The sequence below is a fragment of the Sorangium sp. So ce836 genome, assembly GCF_028553905.1.
Taxonomy (GTDB): Bacteria; Myxococcota_A; Polyangia; order Polyangiales; family Polyangiaceae; genus Sorangium; species Sorangium cellulosum_D.
In genome coordinates this window covers 8,670,213-8,691,797 of the sequence record NZ_CP102233.1, presented here as the reverse complement: position 1 = coordinate 8,691,797, position 21,585 = coordinate 8,670,213, and the positions used below count along the sequence as shown (strand labels likewise).

The 21,585-nt window shown below is 73.5% G+C and carries 14 protein-coding genes; 8 read left to right on the top strand and 6 right to left on the bottom strand.

Features of this window, described 5'->3' with window-relative positions; translation table 11 throughout:
* Positions 1-91: 91 nt before the first annotated feature.
* From NQZ70_RS31405 to NQZ70_RS31395, 3 genes are all read right to left on the bottom strand, one after another.
* Positions 92-325 (bottom strand): hypothetical protein, encoded by a 234-nt coding sequence (locus NQZ70_RS31405; RefSeq protein ID WP_129577513.1) that lies wholly within the window; start codon positions 323-325, stop codon positions 92-94.
* Between the two features lie 104 nt (positions 326-429).
* Positions 430-1,443: a sensor histidine kinase KdpD gene (locus NQZ70_RS31400; protein ID WP_165374268.1), complete on the bottom strand. Its 1,014-nt coding sequence runs from the start codon at positions 1,441-1,443 to the stop codon at positions 430-432.
* Entirely contained in the window at positions 1,436-1,645 is a 210-nt protein-coding gene (locus NQZ70_RS31395) for a hypothetical protein (RefSeq protein WP_129577511.1), read from the bottom strand. The genes NQZ70_RS31400 and NQZ70_RS31395 overlap by 8 nt, the downstream gene beginning before the upstream one ends.
* On the opposite strand from NQZ70_RS31395, the gene NQZ70_RS31390 reads away from it, so the two are divergent.
* Entirely contained in the window at positions 1,639-2,967 is a 1,329-nt protein-coding gene (locus NQZ70_RS31390) for a hypothetical protein (RefSeq protein WP_165374267.1), read from the top strand. The genes NQZ70_RS31395 and NQZ70_RS31390 overlap by 7 nt on opposite strands.
* A gap of 111 nt (positions 2,968-3,078) precedes the next feature.
* Here the strand turns inward: NQZ70_RS31390 and NQZ70_RS31385 are convergent, their stop codons facing one another.
* Both NQZ70_RS31385 and NQZ70_RS31380 read right to left on the bottom strand, forming a co-directional pair.
* Positions 3,079-3,639: a pyridoxamine 5'-phosphate oxidase family protein gene (locus tag NQZ70_RS31385; protein WP_129577509.1), complete on the bottom strand. Its 561-nt coding sequence runs from the start codon at positions 3,637-3,639 to the stop codon at positions 3,079-3,081.
* A gap of 392 nt (positions 3,640-4,031) precedes the next feature.
* A complete protein-coding gene (locus NQZ70_RS31380; protein ID WP_237244211.1) occupies positions 4,032-5,210 on the bottom strand; it encodes a hypothetical protein in 1,179 nt (392 codons plus the stop codon).
* A 546-nt stretch (positions 5,211-5,756) separates the two neighbouring features.
* On the opposite strand from NQZ70_RS31380, the gene NQZ70_RS31375 reads away from it, so the two are divergent.
* The 6 genes from NQZ70_RS31375 to NQZ70_RS31350 all read left to right on the top strand — a co-directional run bounded on the left by NQZ70_RS31375 (position 5,757) and on the right by NQZ70_RS31350 (position 12,854).
* A complete protein-coding gene (locus NQZ70_RS31375) occupies positions 5,757-6,008 on the top strand; it encodes a hypothetical protein (RefSeq protein ID WP_129577507.1) in 252 nt (83 codons plus the stop codon).
* Between the two features lie 131 nt (positions 6,009-6,139).
* Positions 6,140-7,411 (top strand): hypothetical protein, encoded by a 1,272-nt coding sequence (locus tag NQZ70_RS31370; protein ID WP_129577506.1) that lies wholly within the window; start codon positions 6,140-6,142, stop codon positions 7,409-7,411.
* The gene (locus tag NQZ70_RS31365) at positions 7,408-7,953 is read left to right on the top strand and encodes a hypothetical protein (protein WP_129577505.1); all 546 of its coding nucleotides are present in this window, start codon (positions 7,408-7,410) and stop codon (positions 7,951-7,953) included. The genes NQZ70_RS31370 and NQZ70_RS31365 overlap by 4 nt, the downstream gene beginning before the upstream one ends.
* The gene (locus NQZ70_RS31360; RefSeq protein WP_129577504.1) at positions 7,950-9,119 is read left to right on the top strand and encodes an MFS transporter; all 1,170 of its coding nucleotides are present in this window, start codon (positions 7,950-7,952) and stop codon (positions 9,117-9,119) included. Before NQZ70_RS31365 ends, NQZ70_RS31360 begins: the two co-directional genes overlap by 4 nt.
* A gap of 103 nt (positions 9,120-9,222) precedes the next feature.
* Positions 9,223-10,866 (top strand): NAD(P)/FAD-dependent oxidoreductase, encoded by a 1,644-nt coding sequence (locus tag NQZ70_RS31355; RefSeq protein ID WP_237244210.1) that lies wholly within the window; start codon positions 9,223-9,225, stop codon positions 10,864-10,866.
* Positions 10,867-11,114: 248 nt separating this feature from the next.
* Positions 11,115-12,854: a serine/threonine-protein kinase gene (locus tag NQZ70_RS31350; protein WP_272826082.1), complete on the top strand. Its 1,740-nt coding sequence runs from the start codon at positions 11,115-11,117 to the stop codon at positions 12,852-12,854.
* A 23-nt stretch (positions 12,855-12,877) separates the two neighbouring features.
* On the opposite strand, the gene NQZ70_RS31345 is transcribed toward NQZ70_RS31350, so the two are convergent.
* Complete coding sequence (locus NQZ70_RS31345) at positions 12,878-14,374, bottom strand: sigma 54-interacting transcriptional regulator (protein ID WP_237244209.1); 1,497 nt, start codon at positions 14,372-14,374, stop codon at positions 12,878-12,880.
* A gap of 787 nt (positions 14,375-15,161) precedes the next feature.
* On the opposite strand from NQZ70_RS31345, the gene NQZ70_RS31340 reads away from it, so the two are divergent.
* Positions 15,162-21,437, top strand: a complete 6,276-nt coding sequence (locus tag NQZ70_RS31340) for a pentapeptide repeat-containing protein (RefSeq protein ID WP_129577502.1) — start codon at positions 15,162-15,164, stop codon at positions 21,435-21,437.
* Positions 21,438-21,585 lie beyond the last annotated feature (148 nt).

The window sequence follows — 21,585 nt, the reverse complement described above, 5'->3', positions numbered from 1 at the left end:
CTCACGACACACCTCGACGAACACGAGCGGATGCGCTCGGGCAGAAGGTCGACGACCCTGTTCCAGGGTAGCCCGGGCGCCCTTCACACCTCTAGACGAAAATCACTTCATCCTCCTCCACTCGGCCACAGCGGCGCGGCATCCCGTTCTCGGTGGACGCCATGAGAGCTCCGCTGACGAATGACGCGCATTGCGCGACGCAGCGCCGGGTGGGGGCGGTGCTTCCTTTCTGCTGCTGTGGCACGAGCGACCGCGCGGCTTCGCAACCCGGTTCGCGCTTGACATTGTTGCTCTGACCGGAAAGCTCGATCTCGTTGGTGCTCAAACCAAATGGGTGCCCATCGAATCGCCGCGCTCGGGGCGGAGACCGCTCTCCGAGAGGCGCTTTTGCGGCGCGGTCCCTCGCGCGCGGCGCCGGCGTGAGCGCGGTCACCCGGCCGGCGCGAGCGGCAGCTCGACCGCGAAGGTGGCGCCCCGCCCCGGGTTCGACGCGGCGCTCACGGCGCCGCCGTGCGCCTCGACGACGGCGCGGACCAGCGCGAGCCCGAGCCCGCTGCCCTGCTCGCGCCCGCGCGTCGTGAAGAGGCGATCGAACACCCGCGCGAGATCTTCCACCGAGATGCCGGGGCCGGTGTCGGAGACGCGGATCTCGACGCGCCTCCCCTCGACCACGTCGACGCTCACGTGCACCTTGCCGCCGTCGCCCGAGAACGACGCCGCGTTCTCGAGCAGGTTGCGGAGGACGGACTCGAACCGGTGGGCGACGCCGACGACCCGGGCGCTCGCGGCCCCGGAGACGGTGAAGCGGACCTTGGCGAAGCGCTCGTCGTCGGCCATGGCCACGACGAGCCCCCGCGCGAGCGCCGCGACGTCGACCCGCTCGCGCGTCTCGTGGAGCATCCCGGCCTCGGCGCGGGCGAGCTCCAGGAACTGGCTCACCAGCGTGTCGAGCCGGTGGCTCGACTCCTTGAGCAGCCGCGAGAGCCGGGCGGCCCGCTCGCGCTCGGCCGGCGCCTCGGCGAGCGCGTCGGCGCAGCCGCGGATCGTGGCCACGGGGCTCTTGAGCTCGTGCACGAGGTCCGCGACGAACGCCTCGTTCGCCTTCCGGCGCTCCGCGAGCGCCGCGAGCAGGGCGTTGAACGCCGCGGCCACGTCCTGCATCTCGGCCGACCCCTGGAGGGGGAGGTCGGCGCTCGGGGTGGGCTCGTGGATCTTCGCGAGCGCGCGCCGGCGGAGCGCCTCGAGCGGGCGGACGAACCGGCCCGTGAGCCAGAGGGCGAGCAGCAGCGACAGCGGCAGGGTGATCGCGACGAGGCGCGGCAGCTCGATGCGCAGGTAGAGGAGCGTGGGCGCGAACAGGACGGCGACGACGAGCGCCGTCACCCGGAAGCGCAGCGAGCGGAAGAAGGGGAGCGGGCCGCCCTGCGCCCTCCCGTCATCCACGGAAGGCCCGGAATCGGTAGCCGGCGCCAATCACGGTCTCGATGCGATCGGAGGTGGTGTCGACCTGCTCGATCCTGCGAAGGAGGGCGAGCGCGGCCGTCCCGCCGCGCGCGGAGAGCGTCGCGTGCCCCGCCTCCTGGAACGCGAGCGCGAGCACCTCGAGCAGGGAGGCGTCGTCGTCGACGAGGAGGAGGCGTGCCATGCGGCGCTCCCCGATGGTCGCACGGTTCAGCTCGCTTTCACACCCTCGGCCTGCCGGAACAGGATCGCGGCGCCGCGCGCCGCCGCGGCTGGGACGAAGAGGTCGCCCGAGGCCGACGCCCTCAGCGGGAAGCCGTTCGCTTCCAGGAGCATCCGCGCGGCGGAGGCGTCGCGCACCGCGACCGCGTAGGCGACGAAGGCCGGGAGCGCCGCGGCCCGCTCGCCCGGCAGGAGCGCCTCCAGATCGGCGTCGGCGACGAGGGAGACGCGGGCGCCGTCGAGATCGAAGACGCGCGCGACGTGGCCGACGTGGTGCAGATGATCGATGACGTTAGGGATGCGGGACCGCCGCAGGAGGAATCGGCGGTACGCCCGCCGAGCCTGGCCGAGGGCGCGGTGGCCCAGGTCGCGATCACCGAGACGATCTGTGTCACGGCACAGTCGAGCTCATTGGCCGCGGCGCGTTGTGGCACAAATGCGCCAAGGCGAAGTGTGCCAAGCCGTAAGACAGGCCCGTTTTCGTGGCGGGCACGAACTGTGATTGATCAGTGCCAACGGAAGCCGTGCCTCGCCTACGGCACATTTTTGTCGTCGAGCGCCAGCGGCTCCCGGGAGAACAGCATGCCTTCTTTCTCGATCTTGAGGGGTTCCTTGCTGCACGCGTTCATGGCGAGCGCATTCCTCGTTGCCTGCTCGGGGGGTGACGGCGGCTCCGGCGGCGCCGGTGGCGAGGAAACCGGCGGCGGCGGCGCCGGTGGCGAGGAAACCGGCGGCGGCGGCGCCGGTGGCGAGGAGACCGGCGGCGGCGGCGGCGCCGGCGGCGAGGAGAGCTGCGATGCCATGCGCGATGACGAGGCGCTCGACGAGCCGATCTCGATCGTCGTGACGAACGAGCGGAGCACGCCCGTGTACTATTCCGTGAGCGAATTCGGGTCGATCGATTGGTGGATCGACGGCACGAACCTGTTCGGCTCCAAGCTGCCGACCTGCGAGGGCCTGCTCATGGGCGAGCCCGGCGGCCCGTTGGTCGGGCCGGTGTTCGAGGAGATCGCGCCCGGCGCGTCGGTCACGATCGACTGGCACGGGCGTCTCGCCGAGTCGGCTTCGGTGGTCGCCGGCTGCCTCAGCCCTTCGCTCGAAGAGGAGTACGAGACGTGCGACCGCTTCGAGCTCGTCGGCGACGGAGCCCATGAGCTGAAGATCACGGTATTCCTGGAGCGCGACGAGGAGACGGGGATCGCCTCGTCGCCGCTCCCGGCCATCACCGTGCCCTTCACCCTGCCGACCGAGAGCATCGCCGTGACCATCCCGGAAGATCCGTAGTCCCGGCGCTTGGGTTGTCCTGTTCCCGGCCACGGGACAGCCGCCCCGGCGTGCGCGAGACCGGGGCTCCCGCCGACGAGCGCCGGGCGGGGCCGCGCCGGCTCCGCCGGATCACTCGTCTGCGGGCGGATGGGGCAGGCCTGGCAGGCCGTCGATGCTCGCCGCGTTCTTCTCCCGCCGGTACCGCGAGAGGCCCTCTTTCCCCTTGCGCTCCGCCCACTTCGACAGCGTATCTCGCTCGCCCTCGTAGGCCATGCGCGGCACGGCGTATCCGCACGACGTGGCGACGCGCTCGAGCGCGACGCGGATCACCGACCGGACGCCCGGGAGCCGCGGAAACAGGCCCGCGAGCGCGTCGAAGCGCGGGTCGCCGGGGAAGACCGGCTCGCCGCGGCCGTACAGGCGCACGATGCGGGGCGGGCCGGAGAACGCGCAGAACATCAGCGTGATGCGGCCGTTGTCGCGGAGGTGCGCGATGGTCTCGACGCCGCTGCCGGTGAGGTCGAGGTAGGCCACGGTCCGGGGGTCGAGGACGCGGAAGGTGTCGTGCCCCTTCGGCGACAGGTTGACGTGCCCGCCGCTGCCCGAGGGGGCGGAGGCGACGAAGAAGAGGTGTTGCTCGGCGAGGAAGCCGGTGAGGTCGTCGTCCAGCTCGGAGAAGGTCTTTCCCATGGATCCTCGGGGGGACAGGCGCGCGCGAGGGCGCTCGCGGGGGGCGGGGTGATCGGTGCCGTGGCGTGCGGGCGGGCCGCGCGAGGCGCCGCTGGAGCGATGCTGTTGCTCCTGGCGAGAGAGATTTTAACGCAAAGGCGCAAAGGCGCAAAGGCGCAAGAAAAGAGGGTGAGGAGGGGCAAGGAGCTCCGTACCCGACTGTGGTTCCCTCCGTGTGAAACGGACGAGCCTAGCCATGCGGCGCTTGCCTCTCCCATCTTGTCTTTGGGCGCCTTTGCGATTTTGCGTTGAACTCCGAGCTTCGCGGCCGTTCAGGCGGCCGCGGGCTCAGCTCGTCCCTCGTCACCGGTTTGCGCGCCCGCGATCGCGCCGGGGGAGCCGCGGTGCGCCGTTCAGGGGCTCAGATCGCCGTTGAACGTGAAGCCGGTGCCCAGCGGGATCATGATGCGCTGGATGATCGGCAGGTTGACGTGCGCGCGCAGCGCGCCGTTGTCCAGGCCGCGCCCGGTGCAGCCGGAGAACGCGACATGGATCGCGCCCTTGCCGGCGGCGTCCTCCACGAGCAACACCGCATCTGCCGGGGGCGGCGCAGGCGGGTGCAGGCACTGCTTGGGATCGACATCGGGGTTGGGCCCGGGCCTCGACGAGCCGAGGGCGGCGGCCAGCTCGGCCGCCTCTCGCCCGGACAGGCGCGCGGAGGTCCGCAGCACGTCGCCCCTCGGGCCGTAGTAGCAGATGGAGATCGACGCCGGGTCGCGAGGCGCCATGGCCGAGCGCGCGCCGGGGTGCGCCGCCTTGGAAGGGCGCCTGTCAGGGCAGCCGTTGTGATCGACGCCGACGAGCTGCGCGCTGTCGAGGATCCGGCGGGTGAGCTCGGGATCGTGGGTCCGGACCGAGATCAGGATCTGCCGCGACGGGATCCTCAGCCAGCCGAAATGGCGGCCGTCCGCGCCCCGCCCCTCCGTGCGCTCGGCGCTCACGCCGCCGAGCGACACGTCGCGGCGCGTGAACTCCGGGCCCTTCTTCACCTCTTCCGGTGCATCGGCGCCGATCTGCGCGACCTGCTTCGTCGGCTTCTCCGGCGTCAGGCACGCGAGCTGGTACACCTGTGCCCGGACGACGGTGGGCCTGTCGCTCATGTTGCAGCCGTAGTCGTTGACGGCCCAGTCCGCCGGGACCTCGATCTGCACGCCGAGGGAGCTCTCGAACCGCCACCCCGCGGCGGCCGCCGCCGGCGGCGTCGCGGCCGGCGCGGCGCTGACCGCGGGCGCGGCGTCTGCGGTGGGCGCGGCGCCGGCGCTCGCCGCGGCGCCGGCGCTCGCGGCGGCGCTGGCGACGGGCGCGGCGCTGGCGACGGGCGCGGCGCTGGCGACCGGTCTGGCCTCGACGGCGGCCGTCCCTGACCGGTCCGGAGCGGCGCGCGCGCAGCCCGCGGTCCCCAGCCCGAGCGCGCCGGCCGCGAGCACCCCCGTCAGGCCGCACGCGGCCTCGCGCCACCTCCGGACCGGGCGCCGCGGGCGCCGCTGCCGCAGCGGCGCGTCGAGGTCGCCCCCGCCGGCTCCGGTCCACACGCGCGCTCCCGTTTCGCTGTCTCGATCTGCGTTGGCCATCGCTGTCTCTCGCCGTTCGCGCGGCGGAGCGGAACCGCCGCGTCCCCCCACCTACGCACGCGCTCCTGCATCGATCTACACGAAAAGCGGAGCCCGTGCCGTCCGTCCGGCAGCTTGACCAGGCCGGCCCGGCCGACGAGATCGGGGTGCGCTCCGCGGACGAATCGGTGCATCTGCTACGACACCATCTACGACACCATCCGGGTGTGCTCACAGACGTCTGCGCCGAAATCTTATCGTATCGGTTGAATGGTGCGCTCGCTGCGTGATGCGTGGCGATAGCCGCGCCGCCCACCGGCCATCCCTCTTGATCGATGTCCGGACAACGCGATCCAGCCCGGGCTCCGCTCCTTGACCCCCTTTCCTGGACCCATATAGTCAGCTGGACGGTCGGGCTGCACACAATCCGTGTTTGCCATGCCGTCGAGCACGCGACCGCGGCAGCGCGCGGGTCGTGGACGTGTGCGCTGTTCACGCATCAACACCATCACGATCTAGGAGGCTCGAATGGAACACCTGATTCGGCAGATCGCCCAGGACCGTCTCTGGAATCAGTGGGTCGCGGCCAACTCGGCCGGTGAAGCGACCCTCGACGCCGGCTGCATCTCGAGGAAGGCCGGCTGCATCTCGAAGAAGGCCGGCTGCATCTCGAAGAAGGCCGGCTGCATCTCGAAGAAGGCCGGCTGCATCTCGAAGAAGGCCGGCTGCATCTCGAAGAAGGCCGGCTGCATCTCGAAGAAGGCCGGCTGCATCAGCTGACAGGGCCACCCGGGTCGGCGAGCGAGGCGGAGCGCCATCGCTGTTGCGGGCTTCTGCCTCGCTCGCGGCCGCCCGGACCCAGGGAACAACGCTTCTCGATGGCCCGCCCGGCCGTCTTCCGGAGTCGACCGATGGACGCCCAACGACAGACGCTCGCCGCGATGATCGAAGAGGTCAGGGACATCCCCATCTACCGCGCGTCCATCGAGGCGGGCTCGTTCCCGATCCTCGAGAAGCCGGAGATCGCCAGGGGCTTTCCGGACAACTGGATGACCCCGAGGCTCGCCGCGGCGCTCGAGGCCGGCGAGGCGGAGCTCGTGCTCTCGACCGGGACCAACCACGCGCGGATGCAGATCATCCGCCCGCCCTTCTTCCTGCTCAAGTCCTATTACCGGCTGTGGAGCGAGCACCCCGACATCGCCGTCACCTGGCAGCAGGGCTGCCAGCGCGTCTCGCTCACCACCGTGCTGGCGACCGAGCACGTGGCGCGGCTCAACGCGAAGCGGCGCGGCGCCCCGGCGCCGGCGCGCCCGAGCCTCGAGGAGCGCCGGCTCGACGAGCGGACGCTCTACCTCAACCTGCAGCTCGACCCGGCGCTCTGGGAGCGCAGCGACGTGGAGCGCATGCTCGGCGAGATGACCGCCGTCCAGACGGCGCATCCGCGAGGCTTGTTCCACCTCGACTGCGACAGCTACCACCTCGCTCACCTCGCGCAAAAGGCGCTCTCTTCGGGCGCGTGGCAGCGCTTCCCGAGGCCGGCCAGCGTCGTCCACGCCTACGAGTACACGCCGAGGAACGTGCGGCGGTTCCTCCAGCAGCGCTTCGACTGCCCGATCATCGACCTGTTCGGCAGCACCGAGCTCGGGTATCTGTATTACAGCGATCGTCACGGGCGATACTGGCCCTACCTCGACAAGATGCTCCTGGAGCTGATCCCGGTCGAGGAGGGCAGCGCGATCTACAGCCTCATCGTGTCGAGCGTGCGCAACCCCCACATGCCGCTGATCCGCTATCGCTCGGGCGACTGCGCCGAGACGGTCGACGGCTCGCCCGACCCGCGCCGCATCCGGCGGTTCTGTGGGCGCGAGCGAGAGCTGCTGCGGCTCGGGCGCGGCGGCCTGCTCTCCCAGGCCCACCTCGACGACTGGATCGCCGCGTCCGCGCCGTCCATCTTCGTCTACCAGCTCCGCCCGAGCGGCCCGCGGGAGGCGCGGCTCCTGTTCACCACGTTCGACGGCAGGCCCATCGGGGCGGCCGCGGCGCGCGCGCTGCGACAGGCGATCTCGGACGGCGCCGCGCTCGACTGCGCCCTCGAGCACCGCGAGCACATCGCGATCGGCAAGTCCGGGAAATACGCATGGCTGGTGCAGGAGACCGAGGCCTCGGAGCGAGGTGACGTATGAAGACGGAACAGCCCAGGGTGACCGCCGCCGCGCTGAAGGCGTTGCTCGATGACGCCTTCTTCTCCGGGATCGTGCGGCACTTCGCGCGGACCACCGGCGACGAGCCCGCGTACGTCGAGCGCCAGGTCATCGAGTGTCTGAGGTACCTGTACCTGGTCTCGCGCTACCCGGAGCGGCTGGCCGGCCTGTTCCTGCCCGTGGAGCAGGCGATCGACGAGGTCTGGCACTACCTCATCTTGCAGACGCGGGAGTACCGCGAGCTGTGCGAGGAGCGCCTGCCGGGGCGCTTCTTCATCCACCACCGCAGCTTGCCGTACGAGGATTACCAGGAGACGCAGCCCAGCCGGGAGCAGGCGCTCGAGGAGGCGCTGCGCTGGCTGCCGCTCTACCGCGCGGAGTTCGGCCCCTTCGACGAGGGCGCGCTGCCCCACTGGACGATGGTGCGTTTCCTGAGCGAGCGCCTCGGCCTGTCCCTGGACGCCATCGCGGCGCTGGAGGCGGAAGACCAGCCCTCGCGGCCCGGCGCGGAGCGCGCCCGTTGACCCGCCGAGCGCTCGCCGCCGCGCCGGCCGCGTCCGTCAACACGGCGGTCCTGCTGCTGTGTCAGGTCGTCGGGATCGCCGGCGTGGTCTCGATCCAGTTCGTCGGCAGCCTGGTGGGCGAGCGGCTCGCGAGGGACATGCGGCTCGCGACCGCGCCGGTGGCCGCGCTGGTGCTGTCCTCGGCGCTGGGCACCTGGCCGGCGAGCCAGCTGATGCGGCGCTTCGGGCGCCGGCCCTGCTTCATCGCCGCGGCGCTCCTGTCCGCCGGCTGCCTCGCGCTCGCCGCGCGCGCGGTCGAGCGCTCGGACTTCGCGCTGTTCTGCACGGCGGTCCTCGGCGTCGGGCTGCACGGCGCCTTCGTGCAGCAATATCGCTTCGCGATCCTCGAAGGGCAGCCGAGCGGCCGCGCGCCGCGCCTGCTGACGATGATCCAGCTCGCCAGCGCGGCGGGCATCGTCCCCGGCATCTCGCTCTTCGGCCTGCTGGAGGGGCGGACGTCCAGCTATATGCCATACACCCTGCTGATCCTGGCGGCGCTCCAGGCGATCTCGGCGCTCTCGTTCGCGGCGTACCGGCCGCAGGAGGCGCTCGCCGCCGGGGCCTCCGCCGCGCCCGACGCGCGCGCGCGGGCCCTGTACTGGCCGATGGTCGCCATGGGCGCCGGCGCCTTCCTGGTGATGAGCCTGATCATGGTGCCGACGCCCTTGCAGATGTGCGGCGTCGAGCAGCGCTCGGTCAAGGAGGCGAGCTGGGTGATCGAGGTGCACCTCTTGAGCATGTACCTGCCGTCGCTCTCGGTCGGCGCCTTGCTCCAGCGGATGTCGATCGCGGCGCTCCAGGGCGTCGGGCTCGCGTTCCTGCTCGTGGGCTTCATGATCAGCTGGGTCCCGGGGTTCGAAGGGCACCTCGTCGGCCTTTCGTTGGTCGGGATCGGGTGGTGTTATGTGTTCGTGACCGCGACGACCCTTGTCGCGCGCAGCCGCTCGGGCGCCGAGCGCTTTCGCGCGCAGGGCGTCAACGATCTGTGCGTATTCGCCGGAAGCGGCGCGGCGTCGCTCTCGTCCGGAGCGCTCCTGTCGGCGCTGGGGTGGAGCGGCCTGCTGCACCTCGGCGTGGTGCTGGTCGTGAGCTTGATGGCGCTCGCCTGGAACGTCCACCGGGCCTGAGGGCCGTCGCCGGGGGCGGCGCCGCGCCGCACGCATCATCGCAAACGCCGCGCGGGGCGAGCAGCGCCGCGCGCACATCCGTGTCCGGAGGGAGGCGAACATCATGTCCGAGGTGGAGTCGAATCGTTCGGGGGGCGGCGCGGCGCCTATGGGCCGCTTCGATGCGGTCGTGGTCGGCGCCGGGTTCGCGGGGCTGTACATGCTTTACCGCCTGCGCCAGCTCGGCCTCTCGGCGCGGGTCTACGAGGCGGGCAGCGGGGTGGGCGGCACGTGGTTCTGGAACCGCTACCCGGGCGCGCGCTGCGATATCCCCAGCATGGACTACTCCTATTCGTTCTCGCCCGAGCTCCAACAAGAGTGGAAGTGGACCGAGCGCTACGCCACCCAGCCGGAGATCCTGCGCTATCTGGAGCACGTCGCGGACAGGTTCGAGCTCCGCCGGGACATCCAGCTCGGGACGCGCGTGACCGCGGCCGCCTTCGACGAGGGGACGGGCCGGTGGGCCATCCGGACCGGCGACGGCGCGAGCGTGACCGCCGGGTTCCTGATCATGGCCACGGGCTGCTTGTCCGCGGCGAAGGCGCCCGATCTCCCGGGGATCGAGCGCTTCCAGGGCGAGCGGTACCACACGAGCCGCTGGCCGCACGGAGGCGTCGACTTCCGCGGCAGGCGCGTCGGCGTCCTCGGCACCGGCTCGTCCGGCGTCCAGATCATCCCCGCCATCGCCGAGCAGGCGGCTCGACTCTTCGTGTTCCAGCGGACCCCCTGCTTCAGCGTGCCGGCGCGCAACGCGCCCCTGGACCCGGCCTACGAAGCGTGGATGAAGGAGAGCTACGCCGAGTACCGGCGCAAGGCCCGCGAGACGCGCGCCGGGGTCGTCATGGACGTCAACCCGAAGTCTGCGCTGGAGGTGCCGCCCGAGGAGCGGGAGCGCGCGTACAAGGCGCGATGGGAGCAGGGCGGCACGTCGTTCCTCGTCACGTTCTCGGACGTGATGCGCTCCCGCGAGGCCAACGAGACGGCCGCCGAGTTCGTCCGGTCCCAGATCCGCGCGACGGTCCGCGACCCCGCGGTCGCCGAGGCGCTGTGCCCGCGAGAATACCCGCTCGGCACCCGGCGCCTCTGCGTCGATACCCGCTATTACGAGACGTTCAACCGGGACAACGTCACCCTGGTCGACCTGAAGGCGTCGCCGATCGAGGAGATCACGGAGCGGGGGCTCCGGACGCGGAGCGCGGAGCACGCGCTGGATTGCCTCGTGCTCGCGACGGGCTTCGACGCGATGACGGGCGCCCTGACCCGCATCGACCTCCGCGGCAGGGGCGGCGCGTCGCTGAAGCAGCGGTGGGCCGACGGCCCGCGCGCGTACCTCGGCATCGCCGTCGCCGGATTCCCGAACCTGTTCACCATCACCGGCCCGGGCAGCCCGTCGGTGTTCAGCAACGCGATCGTCTCCATCGAACAGCACGTGGAGTGGATCGCCGACTGCCTCGCGTACCTGCGCGCGCGCGGCCTCGAGCGCATCGAGGCCACCGCCGAGGCGGAGGACAGGTGGGGCGCGCACGTCAGGGAGGTGGCTGACGGCACGCTCTATCCGCTGGCCAATTCCTGGTACGTCGGGGCCAACATCCCTGGCAAGCCGCGCGTCCTCATGCCGTATGCCGGCGGCGTCGGCGCCTACAGGAAGCGGTGCGAGGAGGTCGCGGCCCAGGGGTACGCGGGCTTCGCGCTGTCGAAGGCGGGGTGAAGGGCGGCGGCGGGGGCCCCCGCGGGCCCCTGGCTCCGGTCCGCCGCCTGAAGACGGGCAGGAGATCAACGGGGGAAAGCTCCCCTCCCGCGGGGCTCACGCGATGTAGAAACCGTCGCGCGAGCGCCGCGAACCGGAGCCGCCACGACCGGGCGCTCTCCCGCGTGAGCCTGGCATCGGAAATGCAAGCGCTGCCGCAGACCCGGGCTCGAGCCAGGGTCCAACGCGCCTGATTGGACATGCTTCTCGTGGACACTACGACGTTGAACGGTAGGTACGCCCTCGGCCGGCTGATCGGCCAAGGGGGGATGGGGGCCGTTTACGAGGCCGATGACGTCGCGCTGCAGCGCCGCGTCGCCGTGAAGGTCCTCTCCCCGGAGCTCGCCCACGGCCGGTCCGCCCTGGGCCGGTTCGAGCGCGAGGCGAGGGCCGCGAGCGCCATCCGGACCGAGCACATCGTCCGCGTGCTCGACGCCGACGTGGACCAGGCGACGGGCTCGCCGTTCCTGGTCATGGAGCTCCTCCGCGGCGAGGACCTCGCGCACCTCCTCGACCGCCTCGGCCCGCTGCCCCCCAGGCTCGCGCTCCGGATCGTGGCCCAGGCGTGCGTCGGCCTGGAGAGGGCGCACGAAGCCGGGGTCGTGCACCGGGACATCAAGCCGGCCAACCTGTTCCTCGCGCGGCGCGAGGGCGGCGGCGGGCTCGTCGTCAAGCTGCTCGACTTCGGCGTCGCGAAGATCCGGCCAGCCCACGATCCTCGCCGGGATACCACGGGGCTCACGTGGTCCGGCCACGTGCTCGGGACGCCGCGCTACATGTCCCCCGAGCAGGCGCGGGGCATCAAGGACATCGATCATCGGACCGACCTCTGGTCGCTCGGGGTCGTGCTCTACCGCGCGCTGGCCGGTCGAACGCCGACCGAGGACGTCAAGGCGGTCGGAGAGCTCATCGCCGCCCTGGTCGCCGACCTGCCCGCGCCGGTCCAGGACTTCGCGCCGTGGGTCCCGCCCGAGGTCGCGGCGGTCATCGACGGCGCGCTCCAGTACCAGCCGGCCGACCGGTATCCGAGCGCCTCGGCGATGCGCGACGCCCTCCTGCCGCTGCTCGGCGAGGACCCTCTCGCGCTGGACGAGAGCCTGCTCGTCCCCCTGGCGCCGTCCGAGCGCCTCACGGTCGCCCCGCGGTTCGAGCCGCGGGTGAGGGCGCGCGCGCCCCGGCGCCCCGCGAGCGGCGCGGGCGGCGCGCAGCGGTGGAAGGACCTCCCGCTGGACAGCGGGACCGCGCTCCCGGACGAGCGGACGCTCAGCCAGGACTACCGCGTCCGCGGCGAGCCGACGCTCAGCCGGGACTACCGCGTCCGCGGCGAGCCGACGCTCGGCCGGGACCACGGCGTCCACGGCGAGCCGACGCTCGGCCGGGACCACGGCGTCGACGAGCGGCCGGAGCGACCGCCGAACGAGCCCGCGCCGCCGCCGCACCGGGACCGGACCAGGTTGCGGCTCTCCGCCTTCGCGCTGCTCGCCGCGGGCCTCGGCGGGGCCGCGATGCCCTGGCCGGCCGGCGCGGCGTCCATCGGGGTGCAGCGCGCGATCCGCGGCGCGCTGGAGGCGCCCTCGGTCGAGTGCCCGGCGCCCTCGCCGATGCCCGAGGCGTCCCCGATCGCGCGCCGGATCGGGCGGGTCATCGCCTCCGGGGGAGCCTCGGCGGAGATCGACAGGGCGCCCGCGGCGCGGAAGGACGGCATCGCGGCCCTGCCCGGGATCCCGGGCGAGGTCCACGACGCGCGGGTCCTCGAGGGCGATGCGGAGACCGAGGTCGTCGCCGCCGACGCCGCCGTCGCCGCGGCAAAGCGAAAGCAGGCATCGCGCCGGGCTTCCGCGAGCCCGGCGAGGAAACCTCGGCCCGCAGCGGCGGCGAGCGCGGCGCCTGCCGCGGCGCCGCCCCCCGCGGACGCGAGCGACCCGCTCCTCCCCCAGCGCTTCGAATAGCCGGCGTCGACCGCCGCGTCGGGTCAGCGGAAGTCGTCGATGTTCATGTTGTACCGCCGGATCCACCGGTGCACCTGCGCGCGATCCCTCCCGAGCTCGCGCGCCACCGCGGCGACGTTGCCCCGCTGCTGGACCAGGAGCTCCCGCAGCACCTTCTCGTCCGGGGAGGCCCGCGGGGGCAGCGTCCCCCTCAGCGCGTCGGCGCCCTCGCCGGACGGGGGCGCCGCCTCGCCCTCCGGGGCCAGCGTGGCGCGGGCCTCGTCCGCGGGCGGCGGCTGCGACGCCGAGCTCCGGGCGCCGTAGCTCCGCATCCGGTCCCGGATCTCGTCGCTGAGGTCCTCGACGTCGAGCTCGGCGCTGCGCGCCCTGGCGGCCCAGCGCTTGATGAGCGCCTCGAGCTCCCGCACGTTGTAGGGAAAATCGTGGTGGAGCAGGCCCGCCATGAACGCCATGCTGGGGCGCGCCTCGGGCCGACCGTGGCGCCTCGCGAGCGCGACGCACAGCGAGAAGATGTCTTCCTTGCGCTCGCGCAGGGGGGGCAGCGTGATGCTGAGCTCGTTCAGGCGGGCGAACAGGTCGGCGCGGAAGGCGCCCGACTGCTGGAGCGCGTCGAGGTCGCGGTGCGTGGCGGCGACGATCCGCACGTCGACCTGCTCGGGCTGCGACGCGCCGAGCGGCATGACCTCCTTCGACTGGATCACCCGGAGGAGCTTCGCCTGGGCTTCGAGCGGCATATCCCCGATCTCGTCGAGCAGGAGCGTGCCCTGATGGGCCGCGCGGAGGAGGCCCACCCGGTCGCGGTCGGCGCCCGAGAAGGCGCCGCGCCGGTGTCCGAAGAGCTCCCCCTCGATGAGCGCGGCGGGGATCGCCGCGCAGTTGACGACATGGAGCGGCCCGCGCCTGCCGCTCCAGTCGTGGAGCTGCTCGGCGAAGATCTCCTTTCCGGTCCCGCTCTCGCCGAGGATCAGCACCGACAGCTCGCTGCGCGCGATCTCGCGCAGGCTCCCGGCGAGGCGCTGGCTCTGGTAGCCGCCGACGATCCGGCTCGTCGAGGCGCGCGGCCGGGGCTTCGCCGGCGCGTCCGGATCGTCGAAGTAGGCGCCGTCGATGCGGTAATGCGCGTGGCTCTCGGCGTCGCTCTCGACGAATTTGAAGATGGCGTCGCCGATCCGGATCTCGTCGAGGTGCGCGAGGACGGCCTCGGCGACGAACTCGCCGTTGTGCAGCGTGCCGTTGCGGCCGCCGAGATCGAAGAGCTGCCACACGCCCCCGCGCCGCTCGATGCGGGCGTGCAGGCGCGACGCGGTGCGCGTCGGTACGCAGATGTCCGCGCTCGGGTCGCGGCCGAGGACCGAGCCCGACTCGGGCAGGGCGTACGCCGGGCGAAACTGCTCGTAATTGGGCGCATAGAGCAGCACGATGCCCGCCCCCGAGCCCACGGGTCCGGTGACCGGCGCGCAAATCTGCATCGAGGCTGTGGTGCCGAGGCTCTTCGTCGACGGCCATCTGTCGCCGGGCATTGCATGGACGATGCTACCAAACCTCCTCCGCCCGCGCGTGCTTTGTTCCGTCCGGATCACGCGCTCACAGCGTCGTTCCTGTGCGACACAGCGGCAGGTTCTCATGCCGCGGGCAACCCAGAGAGGCGCGCCGAAGCTCTCGGAGGCGGGCTGGGCTGTGACGCTGCCGGGCGTGGCGAGGTGTGAGGCGCGGCCAAAGGAGCGGTGAAAGACCCGCAGCTTCCCATCGCGGACGGCGGGCGTGGCTCTGCTGATTCCACCGATGTTATCGACCGCCGCTCAGGCAGCGAGCCTGCCATCCTCGCGCCCGCAGGGCTGGGGCTCGCGATGGCGGAAGAAGCGCCGGGACGTCTGCAGTGCTCGATGCGGCAGAGGACTGCGGCGCAGGCTGCGGCGACGCGCTGTCCTGCGGGACAGCGGCTCAGCGGCCTCGGTATGGCGCTATGAAGGCGTGCCTGGCACGGCGACGTGCGTGCCAGGGCACAGCGAAGGCGTGCCAGGGCACCCACCACCCAGCCGGCCTGCCCACGCCGGCTGCCGCGCGCGCTCGCCGCACCCACGCCGGCGCCCTCTCCAGCCTATTGCAGGGCCCCACGCTTTGGCCGCACCATGCCTGGGGTGGCCTGGGGAGAGGCACGGCGCGGCGCAGCGCAGCCCTGCCCGGCATCGCGGGGGGGAAGGCAATCTTGTTGATCTCGGCGACGACGGTCCCTTCGAGGAGCTCCGTGACCACCCCGTCCCCCCACGGCCGCGCGCCCGCGCCGGCCGAGCGCCTCGTCGCGGCCTCATGAGCGCCTCCACCCCGCCGCTCCCGGCCTCGATGGCCCCGTTCCTCGGCAGCTTCCGCGCGGTGCTCCGCGTCCTCCAGCGCACCCCCGGCTTCGTCCTGCTCCCCGTCGAGATGCCCGGCCCGGACGTGGCCCGCGCCCTCGGCGACTTCCTCACCCGCGAGGGGCGCCGCGCGCTCGTCATCGAGCCGCGCCGCGACGAGGCCACCTGGAAGGACCTCGTCTCCGCCCTCTACAAGGCAGAGCCCGAGCCGCGCGGCGTCGTCGTCCTCGTCGGCTCCGACCTCCCGCCGGCGGCCGCGCGCGAGGGCCTCCGGCTCCTCAACCAGCACCAGCGGCACGACACGCTGTCGAGCCGCCTCGGCTGCCCCCTCTTGTGGTGCGGCCCGCCGGCCTTCCTCGCCCTCTGCCGCGAGGAGGCGCCCGACTTCTGGGCCATCCGCACCCCCGAGATCCGCCTCGCCGACGAGCCCTCGCCCGGCGCCCCCGAGCCGCGCGCCCTGGAGATCGCCGCCCACCGCCCGGGCGCCGCCGCCTGCTCGCTGCGCGCCGCGCCGCAAGGCGCGACCGACCCGCCGGCGGAGCTGCTCCTCCGCCAGGCCACCGCAGAGCGGCGCCGCGGCCACGCCGTCGCCGCGGCGGCCACCCTCGGCGCCCTGCTCGCGCGCCCCGGCGCCGCGCCGCCCCTGCGCCTGCGCGCCCAGCTCGAGATGGCCGGCCTGCTCGAGGACGGCGGCGACCTCGCGGCCGCCGAGGCGAGCTACCGCGAGGCGCTCGCGCTCTCGCGCCAGGTCGAGGACCGCGAGGCCGAGGCCCGCGCCCTGATCGGCGCCTTCGGGATCGCCGCGCGCACCGGCCGCGCCGCCGAGGCCGAGGCGCCGCTCGCCGAGGCGCGCGCCATCGCCGAGCGGCTCGGCGACCGCGCCCTCGAGGCGTCCGCCGTGGCCGCGCAGGCGCTCGCGGCGACCGGCCGGCACGACGCCCAGAAGGGCCGCGAGCGCATCTCGGAGGCCAAGGCCCTCTACGCCGAAGGCCCGCGGAAGGACGCGGCCTCGGGCGGGAGCCCGCGCGCCGAGCGGGACGTCGGGCCCGTGGACGTGCTCGTCGTCACGGCGCAGAAGGACGAGCTCGACGCGGTCCTCGCCGAGGGCGCGGCCGGCGACGGCGACGCCGGCGACCGGGGGTGGCGCGAGCTCCGGGACCTCGGCGGCCTCCGCTACTACCGGCGCACGCTCCCGAGCGCGCGCGGCGGCCTGCTCGTCGTGGCCGCCGCGTGGATCGGCGAGGCGGGGCAGCGCACCGCCGCCATCCGCGGGCAGCACCTGCTCGCCGAGCTCGACCCGGCCTGCCTCGCGATGTGCGGCGCCTGCGCCGGCGATCCGAGGAAGGTGTCGCCGGGCGACGTGATCGTCGCCGACCAGCTCTACAGCTTCGATCACGGCAAGCGGGCCGCGCCGCCGGGCGGCGAGGCGGAGCTCTTCCACGACCTCTGCACCTTCAACCTCCAGGCCGCGTGGAAGATGGACGCCGCCTACCTCGCGCGCGAGCTCGACCTCTCCGCGCTCTCCCGCGCGCGCCCGCCCTCCAGGGCGGCCGCGCGGCGCTGGCTCCTGCACGCGCTGTACGCGCACGAGACCGAGGGCGGGCCGACGCCCGTGGCGCACCCGGACCGGCGGCGCGCCTGCCCGGGGTGGACCGCGCGGCTCAAGGAGGCCCTCGAGGACGGCCTCGTCTCGATGAAGGGCGGCGCCCTCGCCCTCACCGAGGCGGGGCGCGAGAAGGTGCTCGAGGAGCGGCTGCTCTACCCCGACGCGCTGCCGCCCGATCCGCCCCTCCGCGTGCACGTCGGCGCGATCGCCAGCTTCTCGGCGGCGCTCGACGACCCGGACATCTGGGACCGGCTCCAGCGGGTCGTGCCGGGCACGCTCGGCCTCCTGGCCGGGGGCGCGGCCCTCGGCGACCTCGCGGCGCGCTTCCAGCGGCGCTCGATCCTGATGCGGGCGGTGGCCGACCCCGCCGATCGCGACGGCGACGACGGCCTGCGCGCCTTCGCCTGCCGCGCCTCGGCGGCCGCGCTGCTCGCCTTCCTGCAGCAGCACCTCGCGCCCGAGCCGCGGCTCGAGCGCGCCTCCGCGCCGGACCTGCGCGAGCCGGCCGAGGACGGCGAGCGCCCCCAGGGCGAGCGGGAGCGCGTGTTCGACGACCGGCGCGACAGCTTCCTCGACCGCGTCGAGCGCGTGGCGCTCCTGCGCGATCCCGGCGCGACCGTGGCCAGGCACCGCGCGCCGCCGCCGTTCGCGGGCGCGCTCGAGGTGGCGGTGCCGGACGGCCGGCGCGTCGACGTCCGCGTGATCGGCGTCCTCGACCGGTCGATCACCGAGGAGCTCGTCACGCGGTACGTCACCGAGGTGGAGCACCGCTTCCGGCAGCAGGACCCGTACCTGCGCTCCACGCTGGTCCACACCGACCCGCCGGCGCCGCCCGATCTCGCCCGGAGCGCGGCGCGCCGCGGCGTCGTGCTGAAGAGCTTCTCCGAGGTCCAGGGGCTCATCGACTTCGGCCGCTACCTCGCGTGGCAGACCGAGCGCGTCGAGGCCGACCCGTCGTACCCGCCGTGGCTCTACGTCGAGCAGCCGGCGGTGGTGAGCCTCGGCGATCGCGAGAAGAGCGCGACCGAGAGCGCGCTCGAGGCGCTCTGGAAGCTGCTCGACGCGCCCCACCGCCGCTTCGCGCTGGTGCTCGGCGACTTCGGCGCCGGCAAGACGTTCCTCCTGCGCGAGCTCGCCCGGCGGATGGCGCGGGACCGGCACCCGCTCGTGCCGGTGCTCATCGAGCTCGGCCGCATCGAGAAGCAGCGCTCGCTCGACTCGCTCCTCGCGCAGCACTTCGCCCTCGCGAACGAGCCGGTCGACCTGCGGGCCTTCCGGTACATGCTGGCCGAGGGGCGGATCGCGCTCCTCTTCGACGGCTTCGACGAGCTCGCGCTGCGGCTCACCTACGACCGCGCGCTCGAGCACTTCGACACCGTGGTCCAGGCGGCGGAGGGGATCGCCAAGGTCGTCGTGACCAGCCGGACGCAGCATTTCCTCACCGATCCGCCGATCAAGCGGGAGCTCGCCCGGCGGGCCGAGCAGCTGCAGGGCTACCGCCTGGTGCAGCTCCAGGGGTTCGGGGAGAAGCAGATCCGGCGGTTCCTGGGCAACCTGAGCCCCGAGCCCGCCGAGGCGGAGGCGCGCTACCGGCTGCTCCACGAGGTCAAGGACCTGCTCGGGCTGTCCGAGAACCCGCGCATGCTGGGGTTCATCGCGAAGATCGAGCCGGACAAGCTGCGGCAGGCGAAGGCGCGGACCGGGACGATCACGGCGGCGAAGCTGTACGAGGTGCTCGTCGAGCAGTGGCTCGATCACGAGCACGCGCGCGCGAACCCGCCGGGCGCGCCGCGGGGCATCCCGCGCGAGGCGCTGCGGGCCGCGATGACGGCGCTGGCGCGGCTGCTCTGGGAGCGGAGCGCGCGGTCGGTCGGGCTCGGCGAGCTGCCGGAGAGCCTGATCCGGGGCGCGCAGCCGGCCGACGCGCCGCCGCTCGAGCGGGGGATCGTCGAGCACCTGCTCGGCTCGGGCTCGCTGCTCGTGCGGGACGCGGAGGGGTCGTTCTCGTTCGTGCACCGGTCGGCGCTGGAGTGGCTGGTGGCCGAGGCGGCGGCGCGCGAGGTGAAGGAGGCGGGCGACAGCGCGGCGCTCGGGGCCGACGAGATGAGCGAGCTCATGGTCGACTTCTTCGTGTCCCTCGCGGGGCGCGGGGCGGCGGCGGCGTGGGCGCAGCGGATCCTCCGCGGGGCGGCCGAGGGGAACGCCAAGGACAACGCGCTGCGCGTCGCGCGCTGGCTGGCCAAGGACGACCGGGACCAGGACGACGACCTCGACGTGGCCGGCGTCAACCTGGCGGGGCAGGACCTGAGCGGGTGCAACCTCGCCTGCGCCGACCTGCGGAAGGCCGATCTCACGCAGGCGAACCTCTGGAGCGCCACGCTCGTCGAGGCCCGGCTCGCCGGCGCGTCGCTCGGCGCGGCGCAGCTCTCGCGGGCGGATCTCACCGGCGCCGACCTCGCCGGCGCGGATCTGCGGGGCGCGGATCTCTCGTTCGCGCGGCTGGTCGGCGCGGATCTGCGGGGCGCGGATCTCACGGGCGCGCAGCTGCGCGGCGCGAAGCTCGTCGGCGCGCGGGGGGTGCCTGCCGCGCCGCTGTCGGCGGACGGCGCGGCGCTGCCCCGGCCGCGCGAGGCCGATCCGATGTGGGCGCCGGTCTCGCCGTGCAACGCGGTGGCGTGGAGCCGGCTCGGCGATCTCCTGGCGGCGGGCCACGAGGACGGCTCGGTGCGGCTCTGGGACGCGGTGACCGGGCAGGCGATCCGGGCGATGCACGGGCACCTCGGCGCGGCGATGAGCGTGGCGTTCAGCCCGGATGGGCTCTTGCTCGCGTCGGGCGCGTCGGACAACACGGTGCGCCTCTGGGAGGTCCGGACCGGCCGAGCGGTGCGCGCGTTCGAGGGGCACACGCTCGGGGTGCGCAGCGTGGCGTTCAGCCCGGATGGACAGACGCTCGCGTCGGGCTCGTCGGACAAGACCGTGCGCCTCTGGGAGACCGGGACGGGCCGCGTGCTGCGCACGTTCAAGGGGCACACGCTCGGGGTGCGCAGCGTGGCGTTCAGCCCGGATGGACAGACGCTCGCGTCGGGCTCGTCGGACAAGACGGTGCGCCTGTGGCGGGTCCGGAGCGGCCACGCGCTGCGCACGTTCGAGGGGCACACCGACTGGATCCTCGCCGTGGCGTGGAGCCCGGACGGCCAGGCGCTCGCGTCGGGGTCGTCGGATCGGACGGCGCGGCTGTGGGACGCGGGGGGCGGCCGCGCGCTGCGCACGTTCGTGGGCCACACCGACTGGGTGTTCGGGGTCGCCTGGAGCGCCGACGGCCGCACGCTGGCGTCGGGGTCGCTGGACCGGACGGTGCGGCTCTGGGAGGTCGGGACCGGCCGGGCGATCCGCAGGCTCGAGGGCCACACGAAGGGGGTGTGCAGCGTGGCGTTCGGCCCGAGCGGCCAGACGCTGGCGTCGGGCTCGCGCGACAAGACGGTGCGGCTCTGGGAGGTCGCCCGGGGTCATGCGTTGCGCAGGTTCGAGGGCCACGCCGACTGGGTGCTCGGGGTGGCGTGCAGCCCCGATGGTCAGGCGCTGGCGTCGGGGTCGGACGACAAGACGGTGCGGCTCTGGGAGATCGGGAGCGGCCGGGCGATCCGCACGTTCAAGGGGCACACGCTCGGGGTGCGCAGCGTGGCGTTCGGCCCGGATGGGGCGACGCTGGCGTCGGGGTCGGACGACAAGACGGTGCGGCTCTGGGAGGTCGCCCGGGGCCGGCTCCTGCGCTCGTTCGAGGGGCACGCGCAGGCGATCCGCAGCGTGGCGTTCAGCCCGGATGGCGAGATGCTCGCGTCGGGGTCGGACGACCGGACGGTGCGGCTCTGGGACGTCGTGAGCGGCGGCGCGGTCCGCACGCTGGAGGGCCACGCGCACCGGGTGTGCAGCGTCGCGTGGAGCCCGGCGGGGCTGACGCTGGCGTCGGGGTCGGACGACCGGACGCTGCGCCTGTGGGAGGTGGGCCGGAGCCGGGCGATCCGCGCGTTCGAGGGGCACACCGACGGCATCCGCGGGGTGGCGTTCAGCCCGGATGGGGTCCTGCTCGCGTCGGGGTCGGACGACCGGACGGTGCGGCTCTGGGACGTGGGGAGCGGCCGTGCCCTGGGCTGCTTGGAGGGGCACACGCGCGGGGTGCGCGGGGTGGCGTTCAACCCGGCCAGCCAGATGCTCGCGTCGGGGTCGTCGGACAAGACGGTGCGGCTCTGGGACGTGAAGCGGGGCCGCGTCCTGCGCACCCTGGAGGGCCACAAGGCGTCGGTGCAGGGGATCGCCTTCAGCCCCGACGGCGCGCTCCTCGCGTCGGCGTCCGCCGACGGCACCCTGCGCCTCTGGGACGTGGGCACGGGCGGGTGTCTCGCGATCTTGCTGCCCTGTCCCGAGGGCTGGGCGGCGTTCAGCCCTGACGGCCGTTACAAGCTCGGCGGCGACATCGGCGGCTCCTTCTGGCACGTCATCGGCCTGTGCCGCTTCGAGCCGGGCGAGCTGGATCCGTACCTGCCGAGCCCCCTGCGCATCCCGGGCGAGGAGCCGCTCGTCGCGCACCCGCGGCCGGCGGCGCTGCCCGCGAACGGGGCGGGGCGGTAGGGCGGGGCGGTGCCCGCCGACGGCGGGCCGGCCGGGCAGGGCGGTCGAAACCAGCTCACATCGTCGCGGGGTGAGGGCGCGCGAGCGTTCATGGCGCTCTGAGCCCAAGTGTTGTATTTTGAATCACATTGAGAGATGCGGCGCCCGC

Bases quoted from the DNA above. Each gene is read 5' to 3' on its own strand.
- NQZ70_RS31385 (WP_129577509.1), bottom strand. From the start codon at position 3,639: ATGGGAAAGACCTTCTCCGAGCTGGACGACGACCTCACCGGCTTCCTC.
- NQZ70_RS31345 (WP_237244209.1), bottom strand. From the start codon at position 14,374: ATGCCCGGCGACAGATGGCCGTCGACGAAGAGCCTCGGCACCACAGCC.
- NQZ70_RS31365 (WP_129577505.1), top strand. From the start codon at position 7,408: ATGAAGACGGAACAGCCCAGGGTGACCGCCGCCGCGCTGAAGGCGTTG.
- NQZ70_RS31395 (WP_129577511.1), bottom strand. From the start codon at position 1,645: ATGGCACGCCTCCTCCTCGTCGACGACGACGCCTCCCTGCTCGAGGTG.
- NQZ70_RS31355 (WP_237244210.1), top strand. From the start codon at position 9,223: ATGTCCGAGGTGGAGTCGAATCGTTCGGGGGGCGGCGCGGCGCCTATG.
- NQZ70_RS31370 (WP_129577506.1), top strand. From the start codon at position 6,140: ATGGACGCCCAACGACAGACGCTCGCCGCGATGATCGAAGAGGTCAGG.
- NQZ70_RS31375 (WP_129577507.1), top strand. From the start codon at position 5,757: ATGGAACACCTGATTCGGCAGATCGCCCAGGACCGTCTCTGGAATCAG.
- NQZ70_RS31340 (WP_129577502.1), top strand. From the start codon at position 15,162: ATGAGCGCCTCCACCCCGCCGCTCCCGGCCTCGATGGCCCCGTTCCTC.